This is a genomic window from Cupriavidus sp. CuC1, from assembly GCF_044627735.1.
GTDB classification, from domain to species: Bacteria; Pseudomonadota; Gammaproteobacteria; order Burkholderiales; family Burkholderiaceae; genus Cupriavidus; species Cupriavidus ulmosensis.
In genome coordinates this window covers 15,949-36,302 of sequence record NZ_JBIUHC010000044.1, presented here as the reverse complement: position 1 = coordinate 36,302, position 20,354 = coordinate 15,949, and the positions used below count along the sequence as shown (strand labels likewise).

General features: G+C 65.3%; 22 protein-coding genes. 14 read left to right on the top strand and 8 right to left on the bottom strand.

Annotated elements, in window-relative coordinates:
• Nucleotides 1–89: 89 nt before the first annotated feature.
• Nucleotides 90–920 carry a TetR/AcrR family transcriptional regulator gene (locus ACGLHR_RS19955; protein ID WP_400096011.1) on the top strand — a complete coding sequence of 277 codons (831 nt, stop codon included), beginning with the start codon at nucleotides 90–92 and terminating at the stop codon, nucleotides 918–920.
• A gap of 243 nt (nucleotides 921–1,163) precedes the next feature.
• Here the strand turns inward: ACGLHR_RS19955 and ACGLHR_RS19950 are convergent, their stop codons facing one another.
• The 6 genes from ACGLHR_RS19950 to ACGLHR_RS19925 all read right to left on the bottom strand — a co-directional run bounded on the left by ACGLHR_RS19950 (nucleotide 1,164) and on the right by ACGLHR_RS19925 (nucleotide 5,638).
• Nucleotides 1,164–1,640 (bottom strand): MarR family winged helix-turn-helix transcriptional regulator, encoded by a 477-nt coding sequence (locus ACGLHR_RS19950; RefSeq protein WP_400096010.1) that lies wholly within the window; start codon nucleotides 1,638–1,640, stop codon nucleotides 1,164–1,166.
• Nucleotides 1,637–1,855 (bottom strand): hypothetical protein, encoded by a 219-nt coding sequence (locus tag ACGLHR_RS19945; RefSeq protein WP_400096009.1) that lies wholly within the window; start codon nucleotides 1,853–1,855, stop codon nucleotides 1,637–1,639. The genes ACGLHR_RS19950 and ACGLHR_RS19945 overlap by 4 nt, the downstream gene beginning before the upstream one ends.
• A gap of 14 nt (nucleotides 1,856–1,869) precedes the next feature.
• Complete coding sequence (locus ACGLHR_RS19940; protein ID WP_400096008.1) at nucleotides 1,870–3,528, bottom strand: FAD-dependent monooxygenase; 1,659 nt, start codon at nucleotides 3,526–3,528, stop codon at nucleotides 1,870–1,872.
• A gap of 81 nt (nucleotides 3,529–3,609) precedes the next feature.
• A complete protein-coding gene (locus ACGLHR_RS19935; RefSeq protein WP_400096007.1) occupies nucleotides 3,610–4,038 on the bottom strand; it encodes a rubredoxin in 429 nt (142 codons plus the stop codon).
• Nucleotides 4,039–4,081: 43 nt separating this feature from the next.
• Nucleotides 4,082–4,780: an alpha/beta hydrolase gene (locus ACGLHR_RS19930; protein WP_400096006.1), complete on the bottom strand. Its 699-nt coding sequence runs from the start codon at nucleotides 4,778–4,780 to the stop codon at nucleotides 4,082–4,084.
• Between the two features lie 27 nt (nucleotides 4,781–4,807).
• Nucleotides 4,808–5,638 carry a dioxygenase gene (locus ACGLHR_RS19925; protein ID WP_400096005.1) on the bottom strand — a complete coding sequence of 277 codons (831 nt, stop codon included), beginning with the start codon at nucleotides 5,636–5,638 and terminating at the stop codon, nucleotides 4,808–4,810.
• A gap of 141 nt (nucleotides 5,639–5,779) precedes the next feature.
• Here ACGLHR_RS19925 and ACGLHR_RS19920 point away from each other — a divergent pair, with 141 nt between their 5' ends.
• Both ACGLHR_RS19920 and ACGLHR_RS19915 read left to right on the top strand, forming a co-directional pair.
• Nucleotides 5,780–6,676 carry a LysR family transcriptional regulator gene (locus tag ACGLHR_RS19920; protein WP_400096004.1) on the top strand — a complete coding sequence of 299 codons (897 nt, stop codon included), beginning with the start codon at nucleotides 5,780–5,782 and terminating at the stop codon, nucleotides 6,674–6,676.
• 178 nt (nucleotides 6,677–6,854) lie between these two features.
• The gene (locus ACGLHR_RS19915) at nucleotides 6,855–7,397 is read left to right on the top strand and encodes a MarR family winged helix-turn-helix transcriptional regulator (protein ID WP_400096003.1); all 543 of its coding nucleotides are present in this window, start codon (nucleotides 6,855–6,857) and stop codon (nucleotides 7,395–7,397) included.
• A 34-nt stretch (nucleotides 7,398–7,431) separates the two neighbouring features.
• Here ACGLHR_RS19915 and ACGLHR_RS19910 read toward each other — a convergent pair whose 3' ends face one another.
• Nucleotides 7,432–8,655 (bottom strand): IscS subfamily cysteine desulfurase, encoded by a 1,224-nt coding sequence (locus tag ACGLHR_RS19910; RefSeq protein ID WP_400096002.1) that lies wholly within the window; start codon nucleotides 8,653–8,655, stop codon nucleotides 7,432–7,434.
• Nucleotides 8,656–8,971: 316 nt separating this feature from the next.
• Here ACGLHR_RS19910 and ACGLHR_RS19905 point away from each other — a divergent pair, with 316 nt between their 5' ends.
• The 10 genes from ACGLHR_RS19905 to ACGLHR_RS19860 all read left to right on the top strand — a co-directional run bounded on the left by ACGLHR_RS19905 (nucleotide 8,972) and on the right by ACGLHR_RS19860 (nucleotide 18,346).
• Nucleotides 8,972–9,514, top strand: coding sequence for a flavin reductase family protein (locus ACGLHR_RS19905; protein WP_318233537.1), 543 nt, complete (start codon nucleotides 8,972–8,974; stop codon nucleotides 9,512–9,514).
• 33 nt (nucleotides 9,515–9,547) lie between these two features.
• Nucleotides 9,548–11,029 carry a 4-hydroxyphenylacetate 3-hydroxylase family protein gene (locus ACGLHR_RS19900; protein ID WP_400096001.1) on the top strand — a complete coding sequence of 494 codons (1,482 nt, stop codon included), beginning with the start codon at nucleotides 9,548–9,550 and terminating at the stop codon, nucleotides 11,027–11,029.
• Nucleotides 11,030–11,075: 46 nt separating this feature from the next.
• The gene (locus ACGLHR_RS19895) at nucleotides 11,076–11,456 is read left to right on the top strand and encodes a cupin domain-containing protein (RefSeq protein WP_400096000.1); all 381 of its coding nucleotides are present in this window, start codon (nucleotides 11,076–11,078) and stop codon (nucleotides 11,454–11,456) included.
• Nucleotides 11,457–11,458: 2 nt separating this feature from the next.
• A complete protein-coding gene (locus ACGLHR_RS19890) occupies nucleotides 11,459–12,805 on the top strand; it encodes an amidase (RefSeq protein WP_400095999.1) in 1,347 nt (448 codons plus the stop codon).
• Nucleotides 12,806–12,905: 100 nt separating this feature from the next.
• Complete coding sequence (locus ACGLHR_RS19885; RefSeq protein WP_400096037.1) at nucleotides 12,906–14,108, top strand: ABC transporter substrate-binding protein; 1,203 nt, start codon at nucleotides 12,906–12,908, stop codon at nucleotides 14,106–14,108.
• Nucleotides 14,109–14,178: 70 nt separating this feature from the next.
• Complete coding sequence (locus tag ACGLHR_RS19880) at nucleotides 14,179–14,862, top strand: DUF2848 domain-containing protein (RefSeq protein ID WP_400095998.1); 684 nt, start codon at nucleotides 14,179–14,181, stop codon at nucleotides 14,860–14,862.
• Between the two features lie 49 nt (nucleotides 14,863–14,911).
• A complete protein-coding gene (locus ACGLHR_RS19875) occupies nucleotides 14,912–15,688 on the top strand; it encodes an ABC transporter ATP-binding protein (protein ID WP_400095997.1) in 777 nt (258 codons plus the stop codon).
• Between the two features lie 9 nt (nucleotides 15,689–15,697).
• A complete protein-coding gene (locus ACGLHR_RS19870; protein WP_400095996.1) occupies nucleotides 15,698–16,423 on the top strand; it encodes an ABC transporter ATP-binding protein in 726 nt (241 codons plus the stop codon).
• A 10-nt stretch (nucleotides 16,424–16,433) separates the two neighbouring features.
• Entirely contained in the window at nucleotides 16,434–17,318 is an 885-nt protein-coding gene (locus ACGLHR_RS19865; protein ID WP_400095995.1) for a branched-chain amino acid ABC transporter permease, read from the top strand.
• Complete coding sequence (locus ACGLHR_RS19860; protein ID WP_400095994.1) at nucleotides 17,315–18,346, top strand: branched-chain amino acid ABC transporter permease; 1,032 nt, start codon at nucleotides 17,315–17,317, stop codon at nucleotides 18,344–18,346. Before ACGLHR_RS19865 ends, ACGLHR_RS19860 begins: the two co-directional genes overlap by 4 nt.
• Nucleotides 18,347–18,365: 19 nt before the next feature.
• Here ACGLHR_RS19860 and ACGLHR_RS19855 read toward each other — a convergent pair whose 3' ends face one another.
• Nucleotides 18,366–19,223, bottom strand: coding sequence for an IclR family transcriptional regulator (locus ACGLHR_RS19855; RefSeq protein WP_400095993.1), 858 nt, complete (start codon nucleotides 19,221–19,223; stop codon nucleotides 18,366–18,368).
• Between the two features lie 102 nt (nucleotides 19,224–19,325).
• On the opposite strand from ACGLHR_RS19855, the gene ACGLHR_RS19850 reads away from it, so the two are divergent.
• Nucleotides 19,326–20,330: a Bug family tripartite tricarboxylate transporter substrate binding protein gene (locus ACGLHR_RS19850; protein WP_400095992.1), complete on the top strand. Its 1,005-nt coding sequence runs from the start codon at nucleotides 19,326–19,328 to the stop codon at nucleotides 20,328–20,330.
• The last annotated feature ends 24 nt before the right edge of the window (nucleotides 20,331–20,354 follow it).

The following is a 20,354-nucleotide window of genomic DNA, read 5'->3' as shown; positions in this document are numbered from 1 at the left end:
GGCCGGGACCGTTGACGGGTAGAATTAGCACTGGCGCAATTATCAAGCCGCGCCATCTGCACCGATCTGCACCGATCTGCCACCGACCTATGCCAGCCGCCAAGAAAATCGCCACCGTAGCCGAAAGCCCTCCCGCCACGCCGCGCCGCCGGGGCCGTCCGCCCAAGATGGACTCGCCCATCGGCGCGGAGGCCACGCTGAGCCGGTTCGCCATCCTGCAGCGCGCCATCGAGCTGACCAAGACCATGCCGCTGGACCAGATCTCCATGGTCCAGCTGGCCAAGGATTTCGGCGTGGCACCCGGGCTGATCCACTATTACCTTGGCGGGCGGGATCAACTGGTTTCCGGCGTGCTGAATGACTACTACCGGCAGCGGCTGGCCCGGCTCTCGTCGCTTACCGGAGACTGGCGCCACGACGTGGAGTCCTTCGCGCGGCTGAGCTTCCAGGTGGCGATCGAAAACCCCGGCGTGAGCATCTATGTGGCCTCGCACAACCGCTTCCGGCTGTTCCAGGACGTGCAGCCGGGCGAGACCGACTACGGGATGGAGTTCTTCAACCGGATGACGTCGGCCCTCATGCAGGGCGGATTCAATGCGGACCAGGTCGCGCTTGGCTACCATCTGCTGGCGCAATACCTTGTGTCCGCCAGCATGGCGGAAGCCTCCCGCCAGTTGCCGGTCCACCACCAGCGTTTTATCGAGAGCAAGCTGGATGCCGTGTCGCCGCTGCAGTATCCCGGCGCCCGCTTTGTCAGCAAGTCATTCTCGCGCCTGAGTTCGGAGATTGCGTTCGAGGAAGGGCTGCGCATTACGCTGGATGGCATCGAGGGCTGGAAGCGGGGCGCGGGCCTTGCCGCCGCCCCCGTGGCCAGCCCCAGCGCCGCCGCGCCGCGCAAGCCCCGCGCCAGGAAAGCCTGATTCTGATGCCCTCGTTCCGCCTTCCTTTCGTGACGGCGAGCCGCATTGCGTCTCGCCGCACCCTGCGCATTCCCGCCTCCGGCTGTTGCTCTCCCCGGTAGTGGAAATTCCTTATTTGTCTTGCTGTCAATTAACTTGCAATCGTTAATTAGCTGTGCATCAAATAATGCCGGGCGGACTTCGCGCAGCCCGGCAGTCAACGGGAGACACCATGCAACGTCGCGCCTGCCTCCGCGGTGGCCGCTACCCAACGTCAATAGCCCGTGCGTCGTCCTGCAGCATCGACTCCACCTGCGTCAGCAGCTTGCCCAGCGCGAGCTCCATCACCGCGCGCTCCTGGGGAGAAAGCGCGGACATCAGCGTCTCGTGCCGGCTGGAGGCGATCCGCATGATCTTCTGGTACAGCGGCTTGCCCTCGGCGGTCAAGGAGATCAGCACCGCGCGGCCATCGGTGGGCGAGGGCTCGCGCTTGACCAGGCCTTGCTTGATGAGGTGATCGGCGGCGCGGCTGGCCTGGCTCTTGTCCAGGTTGGCGAACCGTGCCAGGTCGATGATCAGGAACGGGCCGAACTCGCCGATGGCGGCGAGCGTCCTGGCTTCGCTCAGCGAGAGGTCCAGCGCTTCCGAGTACGCCTGCGCGATGCCGCGGTCGAACTGCTTGACGATGCGGTGCAGGCGGTAGGTGGAGAACCCGGAGAGGGAGGGCTTGGGGCTCGTCATGATGCGCGCTCCGGGATGTTGTCCGTTTCCTCGAAGCTCTGCGAGACCTCATCGAGCAATCGCGTGGCATCGGCAAAGCCGGCATGGCGGCTGAGCGCCAGCAGCGCCACCCGGGCCAGGTAGAGCGAGGCGTTGGGCTCGCCGAGCGCGGTCATGCGGTAGCACATCGCCGTGTAGATCTCATCGAGCTCGGTCGGGCTCATGGTCGTTTGCATTTTGTTCTCCGGCTTCAATCGATCTGCATGGCAAGGGCGATGGCAGCCCGCACATCGCTGGCGCGGGCTTGTCTCCAGCGGCCGCTGACGTAGCCGTCCGGGCGGACCAGGTACAGCGTACCGTCCACCGCGTCCAGCGCCCGTCGCACAGCATCTTGCGGGTCTTTGAGACTGCCCGCGGCAGGCGCCGTGCCCGCGATCAAGTGGCAATCCAGTGCGAGGCCGCTGGCGCAAAGCTGGCGCATCCCGGGCACGGTGTCCTCCAGGTCCTGGCCGGCGCTGGCAAAGCAGAAGGCGGTAAAGCCCGTGCCGATGCAGCGGACCAGCGAAGTCGGCGTGCCGTCCGGGCCGACCAGCGGCATGTCCGGCAGCGTGGCGCCCGGCGCTGGCCCGGCTTTGAAGCCGGGGTCGTCCGCCGCGGCAATTGGCGAGTCGGCAAACACCGTGGGACTGGTCTGGCGCGGGTTGATCAGCGAGCGCAGCTCCGCGTGCGCGGCCGATAGCCCCAGCACGGCTTCACGCATCAGGGCGAAGGCGGGCGAGGGCGGGGCCATGAACTCCGTGCTCTTCGCGCCGAAGCGCATGTTCTCGCGCGCGGCCGCCACGCGTTCGGTGGAGTAGGAGGGCAGCAAGCCGGGAGAGGCCTTGCCGCGCACGGCAAGGGCGAGCTTCCAGGCCAGGTTGAAGGCGTCGTCGAAGCCGCTGTTCAGGCCGCGCACACCAAAGATGGGCACCAGGTGCGCGGCGTCGCCGGCAAACAGCGTGCGGCCGTGCACGTAGCTATCCAGCGTCAGGCACTTTGCGTTGTAGATCGAGATCCACAGCGGCTCCCACGGTGCGCTCACGCCCATCATCTTGAGGTGGCTCGCCACGCGCGGCAGCACGTTTTCCGGCTTGACCGCCTGCTCGGCATCCTCGTGCTCGCCGACCTGGTAGTCGATGCGCCATACCTTGTCCGGCTGCTGGTGCAGCAGGATGGTGGAGCCGGGGTTGGATGGCGGATCGAACCACGCCAGCCGCTCGACCTCGCGCGGGGCGTCGATGGCGATATCCACGATGACGTAGCGGCCCTCGTACTGCATGCCGCGCAGCGACAGGCCTAGCGCATCGCGCACGGCGCTGCGGCCGCCGTCGGCCGCCACCAGCCAGTCCGCGCGTACCGTGTAGGCGTGGTCGCCCGCGGCCACCGCCAGCGTCACGCCGTTGCTGTCCTGCGCGGCGTCGGTAACGCGGTTCTGCCAGCGGACTTCGATCAGGCCAGGGTAACGCGCGATGGCGTCGAGCAGGAATTGCTCGATGTAGTACTGCTGGATGTTGACCATAGGCGGGAAGGCCTGGCCCGGCTCATGCGGCATGGTGAAGTGCAGCACTTCCTCGTTGCGGTAGTAGCTGCGTCCCCCCGCCCATGCCAGGCCTTTCTCCAGCACCGGGGCGGCAACCCCGAGCGCGTCGAGGATTTCCAGCGAGCGCCGGGAGATGCAGATGGCGCGGCTGCCTTCGCAGGTGCCGTCGTCCGCCTCCAGCACCACGCTGGGAATGCCGTGGCGGGCCAGGGCCAGCGCGGCAGCGAGCCCGACCGGCCCGCCGCCGGCGATGACAACCTGGCGCGGCGTATCCATGCCGTCGGGATTCAGCACCGGCAGGGATGCGGCGTGGACTTCGCGCTGGTACATGTCTTGTCTCCTGGTTGTGTGCGCAACCAGTTCAAGATACTCCAAAATGGTTGCGTGCACAACCAGATTGATCAGCCCCGCTCAGAACTCCACCATGGCAAAGTCTTCCTTGCCCACGTCGCACAGCGGGCAGCGCCAGTCGTCGGGGATATCCTCCCAGCGGGTGCCGGGAGCGATGCCGTCTTCGGGAAGGCCGGCGGCTTCGTCGTAGACCCAGCCGCAGATGATGCACACCCATTGCTTGAACTCATCGGTGGCGGCGGACGTGGCCGGCGTCGCCGCAACGGGGGCTTGCGCCTGCGCCGCTGCCTTCTCTGCTGCCGGCTCATCCAGGCTGAAAACGAGCGGCGCGGCCGTGGCTTCGCCGTTGGGCGCCAGGCGCGCCTGCAACTGCACAAGCAGCCGTTGCGCCTCTTCCGTGGTCAGGTCGATCCAGTACGGATCGCCCGCGCCGTCGTTCAAGCGCTTCGGGGAAAACTGGATCTCTACTGCGGTGCCTTTCTTGTACATGCGGGTGGGGGGGCGGGTATTGGGTTTTTGTTCAGGCTATCGATCAGACAGGAAAAAGCACGCCGGCCAGCCATTGCTGGAAATCTGCTACCACGTCGGCATTCAGCTCATGGCCGATGGGGTAGCGCCGCGACTGGCGCGGCACGCCCAGCGCATCCAGCCACCGGTCCGCGCGCTCGGCCCACGCGACGGGCAGCTTGTTGTCGAACTCGCCATGCGCGATGAACGCCGACAGGCCGGCAAGCGCCTCGCGCGGGGCGAGTTGCGGCTCGATCTCCGGCAGGATGCGTCCGCTCAGCACGGCAAAGCCGGCCACGTCGGCCGGCGCGCTCAGGCCAACGCTGGCGCTGAGGATGCCGCCCTGGCTGAAGCCGGCGATGACGGTGCGCGCTGGCTGGGCCCCGTCCTGCGCATGGAGGGCGCGGATGAAGGCAATCAGTTGCTGGCGGCTGCGCTCCGCCTGGCCCGCGTTGATGGCGGGCGCGCCACCCGCGAAGCTGACCTCGAAAAAGCCATGCTGGCCGGGCCCGAAGGTGAGCGGGCCTTGCACCAGCAGCACTTCAACGCGCGGGTCGATACGGGTGGCCACGGGCGCTAGGCTGGTCTCGTTGCTGCCCACGCCGTGCAGCAGCAGGAGCCGCGCGACGGGCACTGTGGCCGTTTCCGCCTTGCGCAAGCGATAGCGAAGGCCGCTTGCGGGGTCTTCGGTCAGCGGGCCGATTTCAGTGCGGGTGGTGTTCATGTCGCCTCGGGATGCTGTGGATAGGGATCAGGCCGCAACGGGCTGGGCGGCTTCTGCCTTGGCCTGGCCAATCACATACGACTCCATCGACAAGATGCCGTAGGTGATGCCGCCGTCGATGACCGCCAGCGGCTCGCCTGCCTCGGCCGCGCCGATGGCCACCAGCAGCGGCAGGAAATGCTCGTCGGTCGGGTGCGCGCGCGCCGCGTCCGGGGCCAGCCGGCGGTAATCGATAAGCGGCTGCACGTCACCCGTGCGCATGGCGTTGCGCACCGCCTCGCGTACCCACTGCGTGAACGCCACCACGTACGGGGCATCGCCGCCGGTCTGGCCGCGGAATTCATAAAGATTGTGCGTCATGCTGCCGGAGGCGACGATCAGCACGCCTTGCTCGCGCAGCGGCGCCAGCGCACGGCCCAGCGCCAGCGCGCCGGCCGGGTCCAGCGGCTGCGGCAGCGACACCTGGAACACCGGCACCTGCGCATCGGGATACAGGTGGCGCACCGGCACCCACGCGCCGTGATCCAGCCCGCGCTGCGGATCCAGCCCGGCGTTGAACCCGGCCTGTGCCAGCAGCGCCACCGCGCGCTCGGCCAATGCCGGATGCCCGGCCGCCGGGTAGAGGATCTCGTACAGGGCACGCGGGAAACCACCGAAATCGTGGATGGTCTCGGGCTGCGCGCTTGCCGTCACGCGCACGCCGCCGCGTGTTTCCCAGTGCGGCGAAACCACCAGCACGGCCTTGGGCGCCGGCAGCGTGCGGCCCAGCGCGGTGAGCTGCGGGCCGGCCAGGCCCGGCTCGATGGCGAAGGTGGGCGCGCCATGGGAGACAAACAGGACTGGAAGTGCGGTAGACATCTCGATTCTCCGTTGGCCACGGCAAAAACCGCGGCCTGCAACGACATATGGAATGTTGCTAGTCTATTGATTCATTCGGTGTCGGTCGCGTGATATATAGTCCCGATTATCGAGACAATCAGCCGAAAGCGAGGCAATCCCATGGACCGCGCCCTGGAAATGACCGTATTCACCGCCGTGGTCGACGCCGGCAGCTTCGTCGGCGCGGTCGAAGGCCTGCGCATGTCCAAGGCCGCGGTCTCGCGCCATGTGGATGCGCTGGAACAGCGCCTGGGCGTGCGCCTGCTACAGCGCACCACGCGCCGGCTGTCGCTGACCGAGGAAGGGCGCATCTTCTACCAGCGCGCGCGGGAAGTGCTGGCGGCGCTGGACGATGCCGAATCCGAGATCACGTCCCGCACGCACGAGCCGAGCGGGCTGATCCGCATCAACGTGCCGCTCACGTTCGGCATCGTGCACCTCGCGCCGCTCTGGAGCACTTTCATGGCGGCGTATCCCCAGGTCGACCTGGACATCACCCTCAACGACCGCGTGGTGGACCTCGTCGACGAAGGCTACGACCTGGCGGTGCGCATCGGCGACATGCCCAGCTCCGCGCTGATCAGCCGCAAGTTGGTCGCCACCCGCATGGTGCTATGCGCATCGCCCACCTACCTGGCGCGGCACGGCGCGCCAACCCATCCGCATGAACTGGCCGAGCACCGCGTGCTGGCCTATACCAACTGGTCCGGCCGCGACGAGTGGCAGTTCGATGGCCCGCACGGCAAGGTCAGCGTGAGCACGCGCGCCCGGGTGTACTCCAACAACGGCGACACCTGCCGCGCCATTGCGCTGGCACATGGCGGCATCATGCTGCAGCCGAGCTTCATGCTGCAGGACGAGCTGCGGCGCGCAGACCTGGTTGAACTGATGCCCGAGTTCCGCGCGATCGAGTTCGGCGTCTACGCCGTGTATCCGACGCGCAAGCAGTTGCCGCTCAAGGTGCGCCGGCTGGTGGATTTTCTGGTGGAGGCGTTCCGGGATGTGTCTTGGGGGTAGGGGGGCGAAGGACGCGGGATCTGCGCAAAAGCTAGCGCAATGCCATGTGTGTGTAGTATTTTGCAAAAAGCTAAATTAGCTAGCTAATACAGCAGCTAGCAGAGTAACTAGCAGCGCAACTAGCTGAGTAACTAACAGCGTAATTAACAGTGTATCGGGATAAGGGAGTCAACAAGGCATGGTAACCAACACGAAGGGCAAGGCGCTGACGATCACCCATCCGGCTTGTCTGGTCGACGGCTCGGATAGTGAATTCCGGCACCTGGTAAGCGGCCTGCTGCCGTTCGCCGCCCGCCTGCTTTCCGTGCGCGACGGGTTCGGCAGCCTGATCGGCCTGACGGGCGTCCAGTATTCCTTGATACGATCCATTGCACATCTCTCGCAACAGGGCGAAGTGACGGTGAACCAATTGGCGGAGCATCTTCATTTGAGCGGGCCCTTCGTCACCGTCGAAACCGGCAAGCTCAAGAAGCTCGGGCTGATCGACAAGAAAGCCCACCCCGAAGACAAGCGCAAGATGCTGCTCACCGTGGCCGCGGCTGGCTCCAGGCTCCTGAACGAGCTGACTCCCGTGCAGCAGCGCATCAATGACGTCCTCTTCGAGGGCGTCACCCGCACTGAGTTCAAGGTGCTGTGCTCGGTGGTGGATCGCCTTGTTGTCAACGGGGATCGCGCCGCGCTCGATCTGGCGCACCTGCTGGCGCGGCAGCAAAAAGCATGACGGTTCACTCCAAGGCGCTGCGCGGTTACCGTGGTCAGTGGGCCGCCCACTTGATAGAGCCGATGTCGATGCCTTCGCGATGCATGTCCCACAGCGGGCTGAGGTGGCGCAGCTTGGTGACCGTGGCCAGCAACATCTGAATCACTTGCTCCACTTCCGCCTGGGTCGTGTACCGCCCAAGCGTGAAGCGAATCGAGCTGTGCGCCAGTTCATCGCTGCGCCCCAGTGCGCGCAGCACGAAGGACGGCTCAAGCGACGCGGATGTGCAAGCCGAGCCGGAGGACACGGCCACACCCTTGATGCCCATGATCAGGGATTCCCCCTCAACGAAGTTAAAACTGACGTTGAGGTTGTGGGGGATGCGGTTTGCCATGCTGCCGTTGACATAGACCTCGTCGAGTTGCCTGAGCCCGGCCAGCAGCTGGTCCCGCAGGCCCGCAACCCGGCGCGATTCGTCGGCTAGTTCCAGCCTGGCGATGCGGAAAGCCTCACCCATGCCGACGATCTGGTGCGTTGCCAGCGTACCGGATCGCATTCCTCGCTCATGCCCGCCGCCGTGCATCTGCGCCTCGACGCGGACCCGCGGCTTACGCCGCACGTAGAGCGCCCCGATGCCTTTGGGCCCGTACACCTTATGTGCGGTCACGGTGAGCAGGTCGATCTTGAGTGCCTCGAGATCGATGGGGATCTTCCCGGCGGCCTGCACGGCGTCGCAATGAAAGAGGATGCCCTTTGCCCGGCATAGCTCCCCGATCTGCGCCACTGGCTGGATGACGCCAATCTCGTTGTTGACCATCATCACGGATACGAGGATGGTGTCTTGACGCAGCGCCGCGCGCAGGGCGTCAAGGTCTAGCAAGCCATCCTTCCCGACGTCGAGGTACGTGACCTCGAAGCCCTGGCGCTCCAGTTCACGGCAAGTGTCGAGCACCGCCTTGTGCTCCGTCTTCACCGTAACGATGTGTTTCCCCTTGCCGCTGTAGAAATGGGCCGCGCCCTTGATCGCCAGGTTGTTCCCTTCGGTCGCACCCGACGTCCAGACGATCTCGCGAGGATCCGCGTTCAGCAGCGCCGCAACCTGCGCGCGCGCCGTCTCCACGGCCTGTTCGGCATGCCATCCATAGCTATGGCTGCGTGAAGCGGGATTGCCGAAGTGCTGGTACAGGAACGGCACCATCTTGTCGACTACTCGAGGGTCGACAGGCGTGGTGGCGCTGTAGTCCATGTAGATGGGGGCTGCGGTGGGTTCGCCTTGCATTCCTTTGTTCTCCTGAAGCGTGTCGATGCGCCTGCTGCCCTGCGATGGCAGAGCCCGTTCAATGATTTCAGCCAGGCAGATATCGTTCAATAGTAGCATTTATTGATAGGTAAGTTGCAAAGATAAAAGCACGGTGCACGTAGCGTGAGCCGTGTGACCGCTGCGACATACGGGTTCCCAAGGGTTTTCACTAACTTGAACTGCAATCCGCAATAGCATTCAATACTACCTAAGTTGCAAAGGTAAAAAACAAAGTCAAATAAACGGCGGATCGCGGTGGAAGGATCCGCGGTTCGGATTCTGTACAGGAGGGATGATGGCCGAAACCTATGCAAAGCGCGAAGTGGATTCCGATGCCGGTGCCGATGAGCAGCGGCGCTTCAGAAGCACGCTCGCCATGTTCGCCACAGGCGTGGCCGTGATCACCGCGCCCCGAAAGCAAGGGGTGCCCGTTGGCATCACGGTGGCGTCGTTCAACTCGGTCTCGCTCGATCCGCCCTTGATCCTGTTCTCGGTGGATCGGCGTTGCCTGAGCCTGGAGGATCTTTGTTCGACCCCCCGGTATGCCGTCAACGTGCTCGATGAACGCCAGCAAGACATTTCCAACCGCTTTGCCAAGGCGCACTCCGGCAAATGGGATGGCCTCGGCATGGCGGCCGACAGTGGAGAAGACCCGGTGCTGCTGCCAGATGCGCTTGCCACGTTCGAGTGCGAGCCCTATGCGCAGCACGACGGTGGCGACCACGTCATCTTTATCGGGCGCGTCATTCGCCACCAGGCCCGGCCGGACGGCAGGCCACTGGTTTTTTTCGGAGGCAGGTATCGCGCGCTGGAACAGTCGCCCGCTGCCCCCGTGTGAGTCAACGACAGCTACGTATTCAGGAGAGAAGACATGGTCAAGACTGGTAGCCAGCATATCGAGATGCTGCGTGACGGCAGAGAGGTTTACCTGGACGGCAAACGCGTGACGGATGTCACCACGCACCCGGCTTTCCGCAACTCGATCCGTAGTTACGCCAACCTTTACGACTTTCAGGCCCGCCCCGAGAACATCGAGAAGATGACATTCGAGTCGCCGGATACCGGCGACAACGTGAGCCGGATCTGGCAACTGCCGCAGAGCTATGACGACCTGGTCGAGCGCCGGATGGCGCTCGAGGCCTGGACGGAACTGCACTACGGCTTCATGGGCCGCTCGCCGGATCACGTCGCTTCCTGCATCTCCGGGATGTATATGGGGATCGACGTCTTCGAGCAGCATGACCGTGCGCGAGCCGGCGCCCTGCGCGAGTACTACAAGTACGCCCGGGACAACGACCTCTTCCTGACGTACGTCATCGTCAACCCGCAAGCCAACCAGTCGAAGGCGGCGCACGAGCAGGAGGACAAATACCTGGCCGTGGGCATCGTCGACCAGGATGCCGAAGGCATCACGGTGCGCGGCGCGAAGATGCTGGCCACCAGCGGCATCATGGCCAACGAGGTGTTCTGCAGTTGCATCCAGCCCCTGCGCGAGGGCGACGAGATGTACGCGCTGTCGTTCGCGGTGCCCATGAACATCAAGGGGCTGAAAGTCATGTCGCGCAAGTCGTACGAGGCCAACGCGACTTCGGTGTTCGACAACCCGCTGTCGAGCCGCTACGACGAGAACGATGCGGTGCTGTACTTCGACGACGTCAAGGTGCCATGGGAGCGCGTCTTTATCGCAGGCGATGTCGGCATGTGCGCCAGGCAGTTTCATGCCACGCCGGCGCATAGCTACCAGAACTACCAGTGCCAGGTACGGCTGATGGTGAAAGTGCGCTTCCTGGTAGGCATTGCGCAAAAGATTACCGAGGTCAACGGCACCAACGGCTTCCCCCAGGTCAGGGAGATGCTGGGCCAGCTCGCTGCCGAGGCAGGGATGGTGGAGGCCTTCGTCTACGGCATGGAATCCAAGGGGCGCATGGAGCGAGGCTACTTCATGCCGGACCGCAACCTCCTGTACGGGTCGCAGGTGATCACCCAGCAGCTCTACGCCAAGGTGCTCAATACCCTGCGTGAGCTGGCAGGCGGCGGGATGATCATGCTGCCGTCGAGCCTCCACGATTTCGAGAATCCGGAGCTGGCCAGGATCATCGAGAAGACGCAGAAATCCCCGGCCTGCAGCCCCGAAGAGCGCGTCAAGTTCTTCAAGCTGGCGTGGGATGCCGTTGGGTCCGAGTTTGCATCGCGCCATAACCAATACGAGATGTTCTATGCGGGCGCGAGCTTCGTGACCAAGGGGCACACCTATCGGACCTATGACTGGAAGAAGGCCACGGGCCTGGTCGACAACATCCTGGACAGCTATTCGCTCGGCGCGGAGCTGGGCCAGCTGGCACGCGCTGCCTGAGCGGGCAATCGCGCTCTGACATTCCTTGACACGCACGGAGATAACGATGGCGATCAACAAGCTTCACGATGAGTTCCACACCATTGACATGGCGAGCGGCTGGGAGGTGCCTGCGGGCTATCCCGCGGGCATCCAGCAGAAGATCCTTTCCGGCTCGCTCGACGAAAGCGGCGGCCGCGGCAGCCGCACGCGCCTGCTGCGTTTCCAGCCCGGTGTCTTCACCACCGCGCCGTTCGTGCATCGCTACTGGGAGGAGGTGTATCTGCTCAGCGGCGACCTGACCGTCGGTAACGACGAACAGGGCGAGGGCGGGCAGGCGTTCGATCCGCACACCTATGCCTGTCGTCCGCCGGGCGCCTATCACGGTCCCTTCAAGTCGAATGCGGGGTGCATGCTGCTGGAAATCCACTACTTCGACCCGGCCTGATCATGGTGGCGACCGTGGATTCCGTGATGCGCCAGCTCTCGGCGGGCACCGCCGATGCGGCGTCGCTGCTGGCGGGCTGTGTCGAGCGCGCCTGCAATCCGGGCGGGGAGGGCGCGCGCGTCTTCCCGCATGGCGTGAGCATGGCCGCATCAAAGCAGGCCAGGGCCAGCGATATTTTGCGCGGGCAGGGGGTGGCCGGGCCGCTGTCGGGCCTGCCGATCTCGGTCAAGGACCTGTTTGACGTGCAGGGCGACGTCACGCGGGCCGGGGCGCGCGTGCTGCCCGAGCAGGCTGCCACGGCCGACGCGCTCGCCATTGCACGATTGCGCGCGGCCGGCGCGGTCTTTGTCGGCCGCACCAATATGACCGAGTTCGCGTACTCCGGGGTTGGCATCAATCCGCACTACGGGACGCCCCGCAATCCGTTCGAGCGTGCGGTTGGCCGCATTCCCGGCGGCTCCTCGTCCGGGGCCGCCGTTTCGGTGACGGACGGCATGGCCGTGGCCGCGATCGGCTCGGATACGGGCGGCTCGTGCCGGATTCCCGCGGCGCTCTGCGGCATTACGGGGTTCAAGCCCACGGCGCGCCGGGTGCCGCTGCAGGGAACGGTGCCGCTGTCGCCCAGCTATGACTCGATCGGTTGCCTGGCACAAACGGTTGCCTGTTGCGCCGCGCTCGACGGGGTCATGGCGGGCGAGCCAGATGGGCCGCTGGCAGCGCGTCCGGTGCGTGGCCTTCGGCTGGCCGTGGCAAGGAACGTGGTGCTCGACGGCCTTTCCCGCGAAGTTGCCAGCGCCTATGAGCGCGCTCTTGGCCGGCTGGCCGCAGCCGGCGCCGTGCTGCGGGACGTTGCCTTCGATAGCTGGGACCAGTTGCCAGAACTGAGCATCAACGGGGGCCTGGTGGCGGCGGAGGCAAGCGCGTGGCACGCCGAACTGGTTGCCGCCCTGGCGGATCGCTATGACCCGCGCGTGCTGTCGCGTATCCGGATGGGCGAGCAGCAGGGCGCCGCGGACTACCTGCGCACGCGCGCCCGGCGGCTGGCTTTGTGCCGGGAGGCTCAAGGCGAAATGGAAGGGTTCGACGCCGTGGTGCTGCCGACGGTGCCGATCGCGGCGCCGAGGATTGCCGACCTGGCCGATGACGCCGCGTTCTTCAACGCTAACCGGCTGTTGTTGCGCAATCCTGCCATCGCCAATGTGCTCGACTTGTGCGCATTGACCCTGCCATGCCATGAAGCCGGAGAAGCGCCGGTCGGGTTGATGCTGTTCGGGCCGCCCATGGCGGACCGGCAACTGCTCGGCATCGGCATGGGCATGGAGGAAGTCCTGCGTAGCCACGAGACGTAGACGCTTTGTAGACGCGTTATCCGCCGACAAGACCTTGTCGCGGCTTCTAGCAGTCCAGCAATGGAGAGGAGAGAACATGTTCCGCTTTCGATTCAAGCCGATGTTCCTGGCCAGCACGATGTTGGGGTTTTCGGCGATTGCCGCGGCACAGCCGGGCAAGATCAGCGACGGCGTGGTGAAGATCGGCGTCCTGACCGATATGTCGTCGATATTTTCCGATATCGGCGGAAAAGGGTCGCTGGTGGCGGCCCAGATGGCCGTGGACGATTTCGGCGGGAAGGTGCTGGGATCCGACATCAAGGTGGTCAGCACCGATCACCAGAACAAGACCGATGTGGCCGGGACCATCGCGCGCGACTGGTTCGATAACCAGAAGGTGGACGTCATCCAGGACGTCTTGCCGTCCTCGGTGGCGCTCGCGGTGTCCAACCTCGGCAGGGAGAAGCACAAGCTGGTGATTGCCAGCGGTGCCGGCACGACAAGGCTGACCAACGAGGATTGCTCGCCCTACACCATCCAGTATTCCTATGACACCTACGCCTTTGCGGCCAACACGGTAAAGGCGCTGTCAAAGGGTGGCGACAACAGCTGGTACTTCCTGACGGTCGACTATGCGCTGGGTGCATCCCTGGAGAAAGACGCGACGGACGCCCTGGCCTCGGCAGGCGGGAAGATCGTCGGGAAGGCGAAGCATCCCATCAACTCCCCCGACCTCTCGTCCTACCTGCTGCAGGCCCAGGCATCGGGCGCCAAGGTGATCGGCCTGGCCAATGCCGGCAGCGATACCGTCAACGCCTTGAAGACCGCCCGGGACTTCGGCATTGGCGGCGCGGGAAAACAGAAGCTGGCGGGCCTGCACATGTTCATCAGCGACATCCATAGCCTTGGCCTGCAAGCGGCGCAAGGGATGATGCTGACCACCTCGTTCTATTGGGACCGTGACGACGCGACCCGCGCGTGGTCGCAGCGCTTCTTCGACAAGACCAGGAAGATGCCCACGCTGGTGCAGGCCGGCGTGTACTCGTCGACGATGCATTACCTGAAGGCCGTCCAGGCCGCGGGAACCGACGAGACCGATGCAGTGGTGGCGAAGATGAAGGCCAGCCCCGTCAATGATTTCTTCGCGGCCAACGGAAAGATCCGCGCCGACGGGTTGATGGTGCATGACATGTATCTCGTCGAGGTCAAGACCCCGCAGGAATCCAGAAAGCCGTGGGACTACTACAAGATCAAGCAGGTCATTCCAGCCAGCGAGGCGTTCCGCCCAATTGCCGCAAGCAAATGCGCGCTGCTCAAGAAATAGCGACTAGCCACTGCAAAGCCACTACAAGGCCACTACAAGGCCACTACATAGCCATTACGGAGAACGGAACATGCTGACATTCGATATCGAGACACGCACCGGCAGGTGGCAGCGCGTTGTGACCATCAGGCAGCTCGTCATCGCGGGCTGGACGGGACGGGACACCGACGCGATGGAGAAGCACATCCGCGAGCTGGAGGCGCTGGGTGTCAGGCGGCCGGCGGCCACCCCGGTCTTCTACCGGGTCGCGGCGCAGCGTCTGCAATCGCAACCCGCTATCCAGGTCAGCGGGGATGCCAGCAGCGGCGAAGTGGAGTTCCTGCTGCTCAAGGACCAGGGCGAGATCTATGTCGGCATTGCCTCGGACCACACCGACCGGGAGGTGGAGAGCTACGGCATCACGGTGTCCAAGCAGATGTGCGACAAGCCCTGCGCGCAAGTGCTCTGGCGCCTGGCGGACGTCGGCAAGCACTGGGACCAGCTTGTCCTGCGTGCCTACGCGACCATCGACGGCGAGCGTGTGCTGTACCAGCAAGGGCCGGTGACGGCGATGCGTTCGCCCCAGGACCTGCTCGACAGGTTTGCGGAGCACGGCGGCAGTTTCGACGACGGTACCGCCATGCTGTGCGGCACGCTGGCCGCGATCGGCGGCATCCGGTCGGCGGATCGTTTCGAGATCGAACTGGAGGATCCGGTTCTTGCCCGCTCGCTGCACCACGCCTACGCCGTAGAGACGCTGCCTGTCCACGGCTAGGGCCGCTGGCCAGATCCGTATTCCGATGCATGCCAAAGGCGACAAAGCGATGCCCCACGAAGATTCCATACTAGAAACGCGCAGCCTGACCAAGTCGTTCCGCGGCTTCACCGCCGTGTGCGACGTCAACCTCAAGGTGCGGCGCGGCGCCATCCATGCCTTGATCGGCCCCAACGGCGCCGGCAAGACCACCTGCTTCAACCTGCTGACCAAGTTCCTCGAGCCGACCACGGGCACGATCCTGTTCAACGGCATCGACATCACCCGCGAGAAGCCGGCGCAGATCGCCCGGCGCGGCGTGATCCGGTCGTTCCAGATCTCTGCTGTATTCCCGCATCTGACGGTGCTGGAGAACGTGCGCATCGGGCTGCAGCGGCAACTTGGCACTTCCTATCATTTCTGGCGCAGCGAGTGCACGCTCGACACGCTCAACGCACGCGGCATGGAACTGCTCGAGCAGGTCGGGCTGACCGATGTGGCGCAGACGGTGACGGTCAACCTGCCGTACGGCCGCAAGCGCGCGCTCGAGATCGCCACCACGCTGGCGATGGAGCCGGAGATGATGCTGCTGGACGAGCCCACCCAGGGCATGGGCCACGAAGACGTGGCGCGCGTCACCGAGCTGATCCGCAAGGTGGCGGTGGGGCGCACCATCCTGATGGTCGAGCACAACATGAACGTGGTCTCGTCGATTGCCGACAAGATCACGGTATTGCAGCGCGGCGCGATCCTGGCCGAGGGGCCGTACGCCGAGGTATCGAAAGACCCACGCGTGATGGAGGCCTACATGGGCACCGTCGAAACTGAATTGCAGGGCGCGCACTGAGGAGCCAGGATGAGCACAACGCCCGCACTAGAAATCAAGGACCTGCACGCCTGGTACGGCGAATCGCACATCCTGCATGGCGTGGACCTGACCGTGAATCCCGGCGAGGTGGTGACGCTGCTGGGCCGCAACGGCGCCGGGCGCACCACCACGCTGCGCGCCATCATGGGCCTCACCGGCCAGCGCAACGGCTCGATCCGCGTCAATGGCACCGAGACCATCGGCATGCCGACGCACAAGATCGCGCACTGCGGCATCGGCTATTGCCCGGAAGAGCGGGGCATCTTCTCCAGCCTGTCGTGCGAGGAAAACCTGATGCTGCCGCCGCTGTTGAAAGGGCAGGGCACCAGCGCGGTCACCGGCATGAGCGAGGCCGAGATCTACGAGATGTTCCCTAACCTGAAGGAGCGCCGCCAGAGCCAGGGCACGCGCCTGTCGGGCGGCGAGCAGCAGATGCTTGCCGTCGGGCGCATCCTGCGCACCGGGGCCAACCTGCTGCTGCTCGACGAGATCTCCGAGGGCCTCGCGCCCGTGATCGTGCAAGCGCTGGCGCGGATGATCCTGATGCTCAAGAAAAAGGGCTACACGGTGGTGATGGTGGAGCAGAACTTCCGCTTTGCCGCGCCGCTGGCAGATCGCTTTTATGTGATGGAACACGGCACCATCGTCGAGCGCTTCGCGGCCGCGGAGCTGCAAGCCAGGATGCCGGTGCTGAACGCGTTGCTGGGGGTATGAGGACCGCTTTATGACGACACTGAATTTTCCCCTTTCCGCCTTGCTGTCCCAACTGCTGCTGGGGCTGGTCAACGGTGCTTTCTACGCGATGCTGAGCCTTGGCCTTGCGGTCATCTTCGGGCTGCTCAACGTCATCAACTTCGCCCACGGGGCGCTGTTCATGCTCGGCGCTGTGCTGGCCTGGTTGGGCATGGAGTACGCCGGGCTCAACTACTGGGTGATGCTGGTGCTGTCGCCGCTGGCGGTGGCGCTGATCGGCATCGTGATCGAGCGCACCATGCTGCGCTGGATCTACAAGCTCGACCATATCTACGGCCTGCTGCTGACGCTGGGCATCACGCTGGTGATAGAAGGCATCTTCCGCTCGGTGTACGGCGTGTCCGGGCTGCCGTACTCCGCGCCGCAGGCGCTGGGCGGCGCCACCAACCTGGGCTTCATGATGCTGCCCAACTACCGCGCCTGGGTGGTGGCTGCCTCGCTGACGGTGTGCTTCTCCACCTGGTACCTGATCGAGAGGACCAAGCTGGGCGCCTACCTGCGCGCCGGCACGGAGAACCCCAAGATGGTTGAGGCGTTCGGCGTCAACGTGCCGCTGATGGTGACGCTGACCTATGGCTTCGGCGTGGCGCTGGCGGCGTTTGCTGGCGTGCTGGCGGCGCCGGTAATGCAGGTCTCGCCGCTGATGGGGCAGAACCTGATCATCATCGTGTTTGCGGTAGTGGTGATCGGCGGGATGGGATCCATCATGGGCTCGATCCTGACCGGCCTCGGCCTGGGCGTGATCGAGGGCTTGACCAAGATGTTCTACCCCGAGGCCTCGGCCACGGTGGTGTTCCTCATCATGGCGATCGTGTTGATGTTGCGCCCGTCGGGGCTGTTTGGAAGGAGTCAATGATGGGGCAGTCAACCAAGAAACTGGGGTACGGATTGCTGCTGGCAGCGCTGGTGCTGGCGCCGATGGCCGGGGCGTATCCGGTGTTTGTGCTCAAGGTGCTGTGCTTCGCGCTGTTCGCGTGCGCGTTCAACCTGCTGGTCGGGTATACCGGGCTGCTGTCGTTCGGGCATGCGGCCTTCTTCGGCGGCGCGGGCTATGCAGCGGGCCATGCCATGAAAGTATGGGGCGTCACGCCGGAAGCGGGCATGGTGCTGGGGACGCTGGCCGGCGGCCTGGCCGGCTATGTGGTGGGGTCGCTGGCGATCCGCCGCCAGGGCATCTATTTCTCGATGATCACGCTGGCATTGGCGCAGATGCTGTTCTTTGTCTGCCTGCAGGCGCCAGCCACGGGCGGCGAGGATGGCCTGCAGGCGATTCCGCGCGGCAAGCTGTTCGGCGTGCTGCCGCTGGCCGACGACCTGACGCTGTACTACGTGGCGCTGGTGGTCATCGTGGCGGCGTTCGCGCTGATCGTGCGCACGGTGCATTCTCCGTTCGGCCAGATCCTCAAGGCCATCAAGGAGAACGAGCCGCGCACCATCTCGCTGGGCTACGACACCGACCGCTACAAGCTGATGGCGTTCGTGCTCTCCGCCTCGCTGTCCGGGCTGGCCGGGTCGATCAAGGCGCTGGTGCTGGGCTTTGCCACGCTGACCGACGTGCACTGGTCGATGTCGGGCTCAGTGATCCTGATGACGCTGGTGGGTGGGCTGGGCACGCTGTCCGGCCCGCTGGTCGGCGCCTTCGTGGTGGTCGCGCTGGAAACCCGGCTGGGCGCCATCGGCAATTTCCTGGCTTCCGCCACGGGCATTGCATGGTTTGGCTCGCTGGGCGAGTCGGTGACCATGGTAACGGGCGTCATCTTTGTTGCCTGCGTCCTGCTGTTCCGCCGGGGCCTTGTGGGCCAGCTTGAATTGCTGGCCGGCCGCCAGGTCTTTAGCCGAAGGCTGCGCGCGCCGCGCGCGGCCCCCCGCCTGAAGCCGGACTAGCAACGCGCCGCCACCAAGCTCACAACCCCTTAGGCAACAAAGCCGCCAGCGCTTCGCGCATGGCCCGCGCAATCAGTTGCTGCCGCTCGCGCGGCATGCGGGCCAGCGTCGAAGCCACGCTGATGCCCGCCACCGGCTCGCCGTCGGCGCTATGCACCGCCATGCCCACGGCTAGCACGCCGCTGGTGGCGTGATTGCCGATCACGGACCAGCCGCGCTCGCGCGTGGCCCGCACCAGGATGTTCATGCGCTCGGGCGTCATGCCGCCATAGTGGCTAAGCGCCGCGGCATTGGCGGCGATGCATTGCGCCACGTCGTCTTCCGGCAGCGCTGCCAGCAGGGCCAGCCCGGCGGCGCCGACGCCCAGCGGCTGGCGCGTGCCGACCTGGATGACGAGGATCTGCACCGGGTGGGTCCCCACATGGCGCGCGATGCAGTGCGAGATCGCGCCTTCGCGCACGATGGCGAAGGCGGCATCCCCGCAGGCGGCACTCACCCGTGCCAGCACGGGCTGTAGCCGCGCCGCCAGCCCATCGGTGGCATGCGGCTGCGCCAGCGCCGCCAGGCGCGGCCCCGCCACATAGCGAAAGCGTCCGCGCTGGGCCACGTAGCCGCTCTCCATCAAGGTAGCCAGCAGCCGGTAGACCGTGGCGCGCTCCAGCGCGGCGATGCGGCACAGGTCGACCACGCGCAGCCCTTCGCGGCCGCTGGCCAGCACCGCATCCAGCAATTGCAGGCCGCGCCGCAGCGTGCGGCTGCCGCCGTCTTCGGCGGGCTCGGTGGCGTCGGTGGCGTCGGGAAGGGGGCTGAGGGCTGCCTTGCCTTTGGAAGAAACGTCCGTCAGGCGGACGTTTTGACTGGCGGTGCGGGCAGGCATGGGGAAGAATTTCTCGGTCGATGGAAGCCACCCGCAGTATGCCGCAGCGCGGCCAGAAGGGGGCTCGCGACGGCATTGCACCGCCAAACAGGAGACAAACCAATGACCTTGCACAACGCACCGCGCCGACGCCTGCTGGCGTTCGCGGCGGCCCTCAGCCTGGCCTGCAGCCTGGCGCTGCCCCTTCATGCCCAGCCCAACGCCCAGGCCGCCTGGCCCGCCAAGCCCATCAAGCTCGTGGTCGGCTACTCCGCCGGCGGCGCCACCGACGTGATCGCGCGCATCGTCGCCCTCAAGCTGGGCGAGCAGCTGGGCCAGCCGGTGGTGGTGGACAACCGGGCGGGCGCCAACAGCAATGTGGGCGCCGAAGTGGTGGCCAAGTCCGCGCCCGATGGCTACACGCTCTATGTCTACACCATTGCCAACACCATCAACGCGTCGCTGTACGACAAGCTGGGCTACGACCCGCAAAAGGATTTCGAGCCGATCGGGCTGATCGCCAGGATCCCCAACATCCTGGTGGTGAACCCGAAGCTGCCGGTGAAAACCCTGGCCGACTACATCCGCTTTGCCAAGGCGTCGCAGGACGGCATCACCTTTGCCTCGTCGGGCAGCGGCTCGTCCATCCACCTGTCGGGCGAGATGTTCAAGATGCAGGCCCGGCTGAACATGCTGCACATCCCGTATCGCGGCAGTGCGCCGGCGGTGACCGACCTGCTGGGCGGGCAGGTGCAATCGATGTTCGACAACACGCCGTCGGCGCTGCCGCACGTGAAGGCGGGGCGGCTGCGCGCCATCGCCATCACCAGCGCCCAGCGCTCGCCGCTGCTGCCGGAGGTGCCGACCGTTGCCGAGTCAGGCTTTCCCGGCTTTGACGTGCAATCGTGGTTCAGCCTGGCCGCGCCCGCCGGCACGCCGCGGCCGGTGATCGACCGCCTGAACGCCGCCCTCAACAAGGTGCTGGCCGCACCTGACGTGCACCAGCGCCTGCAGGACCTGGCGGCCACCCCAGAACCCGGCACGCCTGAGCAATTGCGCCGCCTGATCGCGGCGGAAACCAAGCGCTGGCACGACGTGGTGAAACAGTCCGGCGCCAAGGCCGAGTAAGGAATCAGGAACAAGAGACAAGGA

Coding starts and splice junctions, on each gene's coding strand:
- ACGLHR_RS19920 (WP_400096004.1), top strand. CDS start 5,780: ATGGACCGCGCCCTGGAAATGACCGTATTCACCGCCGTGGTCGACGCC.
- ACGLHR_RS19955 (WP_400096011.1), top strand. CDS start 90: ATGCCAGCCGCCAAGAAAATCGCCACCGTAGCCGAAAGCCCTCCCGCC.
- ACGLHR_RS19865 (WP_400095995.1), top strand. CDS start 16,434: ATGACGACACTGAATTTTCCCCTTTCCGCCTTGCTGTCCCAACTGCTG.
- ACGLHR_RS19935 (WP_400096007.1), bottom strand. CDS start 4,038: ATGTACAAGAAAGGCACCGCAGTAGAGATCCAGTTTTCCCCGAAGCGC.
- ACGLHR_RS19855 (WP_400095993.1), bottom strand. CDS start 19,223: ATGCCTGCCCGCACCGCCAGTCAAAACGTCCGCCTGACGGACGTTTCT.
- ACGLHR_RS19930 (WP_400096006.1), bottom strand. CDS start 4,780: ATGAACACCACCCGCACTGAAATCGGCCCGCTGACCGAAGACCCCGCA.
- ACGLHR_RS19945 (WP_400096009.1), bottom strand. CDS start 1,855: ATGCAAACGACCATGAGCCCGACCGAGCTCGATGAGATCTACACGGCG.
- ACGLHR_RS19925 (WP_400096005.1), bottom strand. CDS start 5,638: ATGTCTACCGCACTTCCAGTCCTGTTTGTCTCCCATGGCGCGCCCACC.
- ACGLHR_RS19870 (WP_400095996.1), top strand. CDS start 15,698: ATGAGCACAACGCCCGCACTAGAAATCAAGGACCTGCACGCCTGGTAC.
- ACGLHR_RS19895 (WP_400096000.1), top strand. CDS start 11,076: ATGGCGATCAACAAGCTTCACGATGAGTTCCACACCATTGACATGGCG.
- ACGLHR_RS19900 (WP_400096001.1), top strand. CDS start 9,548: ATGGTCAAGACTGGTAGCCAGCATATCGAGATGCTGCGTGACGGCAGA.
- ACGLHR_RS19910 (WP_400096002.1), bottom strand. CDS start 8,655: ATGCAAGGCGAACCCACCGCAGCCCCCATCTACATGGACTACAGCGCC.
- ACGLHR_RS19940 (WP_400096008.1), bottom strand. CDS start 3,528: ATGTACCAGCGCGAAGTCCACGCCGCATCCCTGCCGGTGCTGAATCCC.
- ACGLHR_RS19860 (WP_400095994.1), top strand. CDS start 17,315: ATGATGGGGCAGTCAACCAAGAAACTGGGGTACGGATTGCTGCTGGCA.
- ACGLHR_RS19915 (WP_400096003.1), top strand. CDS start 6,855: ATGGTAACCAACACGAAGGGCAAGGCGCTGACGATCACCCATCCGGCT.
- ACGLHR_RS19950 (WP_400096010.1), bottom strand. CDS start 1,640: ATGACGAGCCCCAAGCCCTCCCTCTCCGGGTTCTCCACCTACCGCCTG.
- ACGLHR_RS19850 (WP_400095992.1), top strand. CDS start 19,326: ATGACCTTGCACAACGCACCGCGCCGACGCCTGCTGGCGTTCGCGGCG.
- ACGLHR_RS19905 (WP_318233537.1), top strand. CDS start 8,972: ATGGCCGAAACCTATGCAAAGCGCGAAGTGGATTCCGATGCCGGTGCC.
- ACGLHR_RS19875 (WP_400095997.1), top strand. CDS start 14,912: ATGCCCCACGAAGATTCCATACTAGAAACGCGCAGCCTGACCAAGTCG.
- ACGLHR_RS19885 (WP_400096037.1), top strand. CDS start 12,906: ATGTTCCTGGCCAGCACGATGTTGGGGTTTTCGGCGATTGCCGCGGCA.
- ACGLHR_RS19890 (WP_400095999.1), top strand. CDS start 11,459: ATGGTGGCGACCGTGGATTCCGTGATGCGCCAGCTCTCGGCGGGCACC.
- ACGLHR_RS19880 (WP_400095998.1), top strand. CDS start 14,179: ATGCTGACATTCGATATCGAGACACGCACCGGCAGGTGGCAGCGCGTT.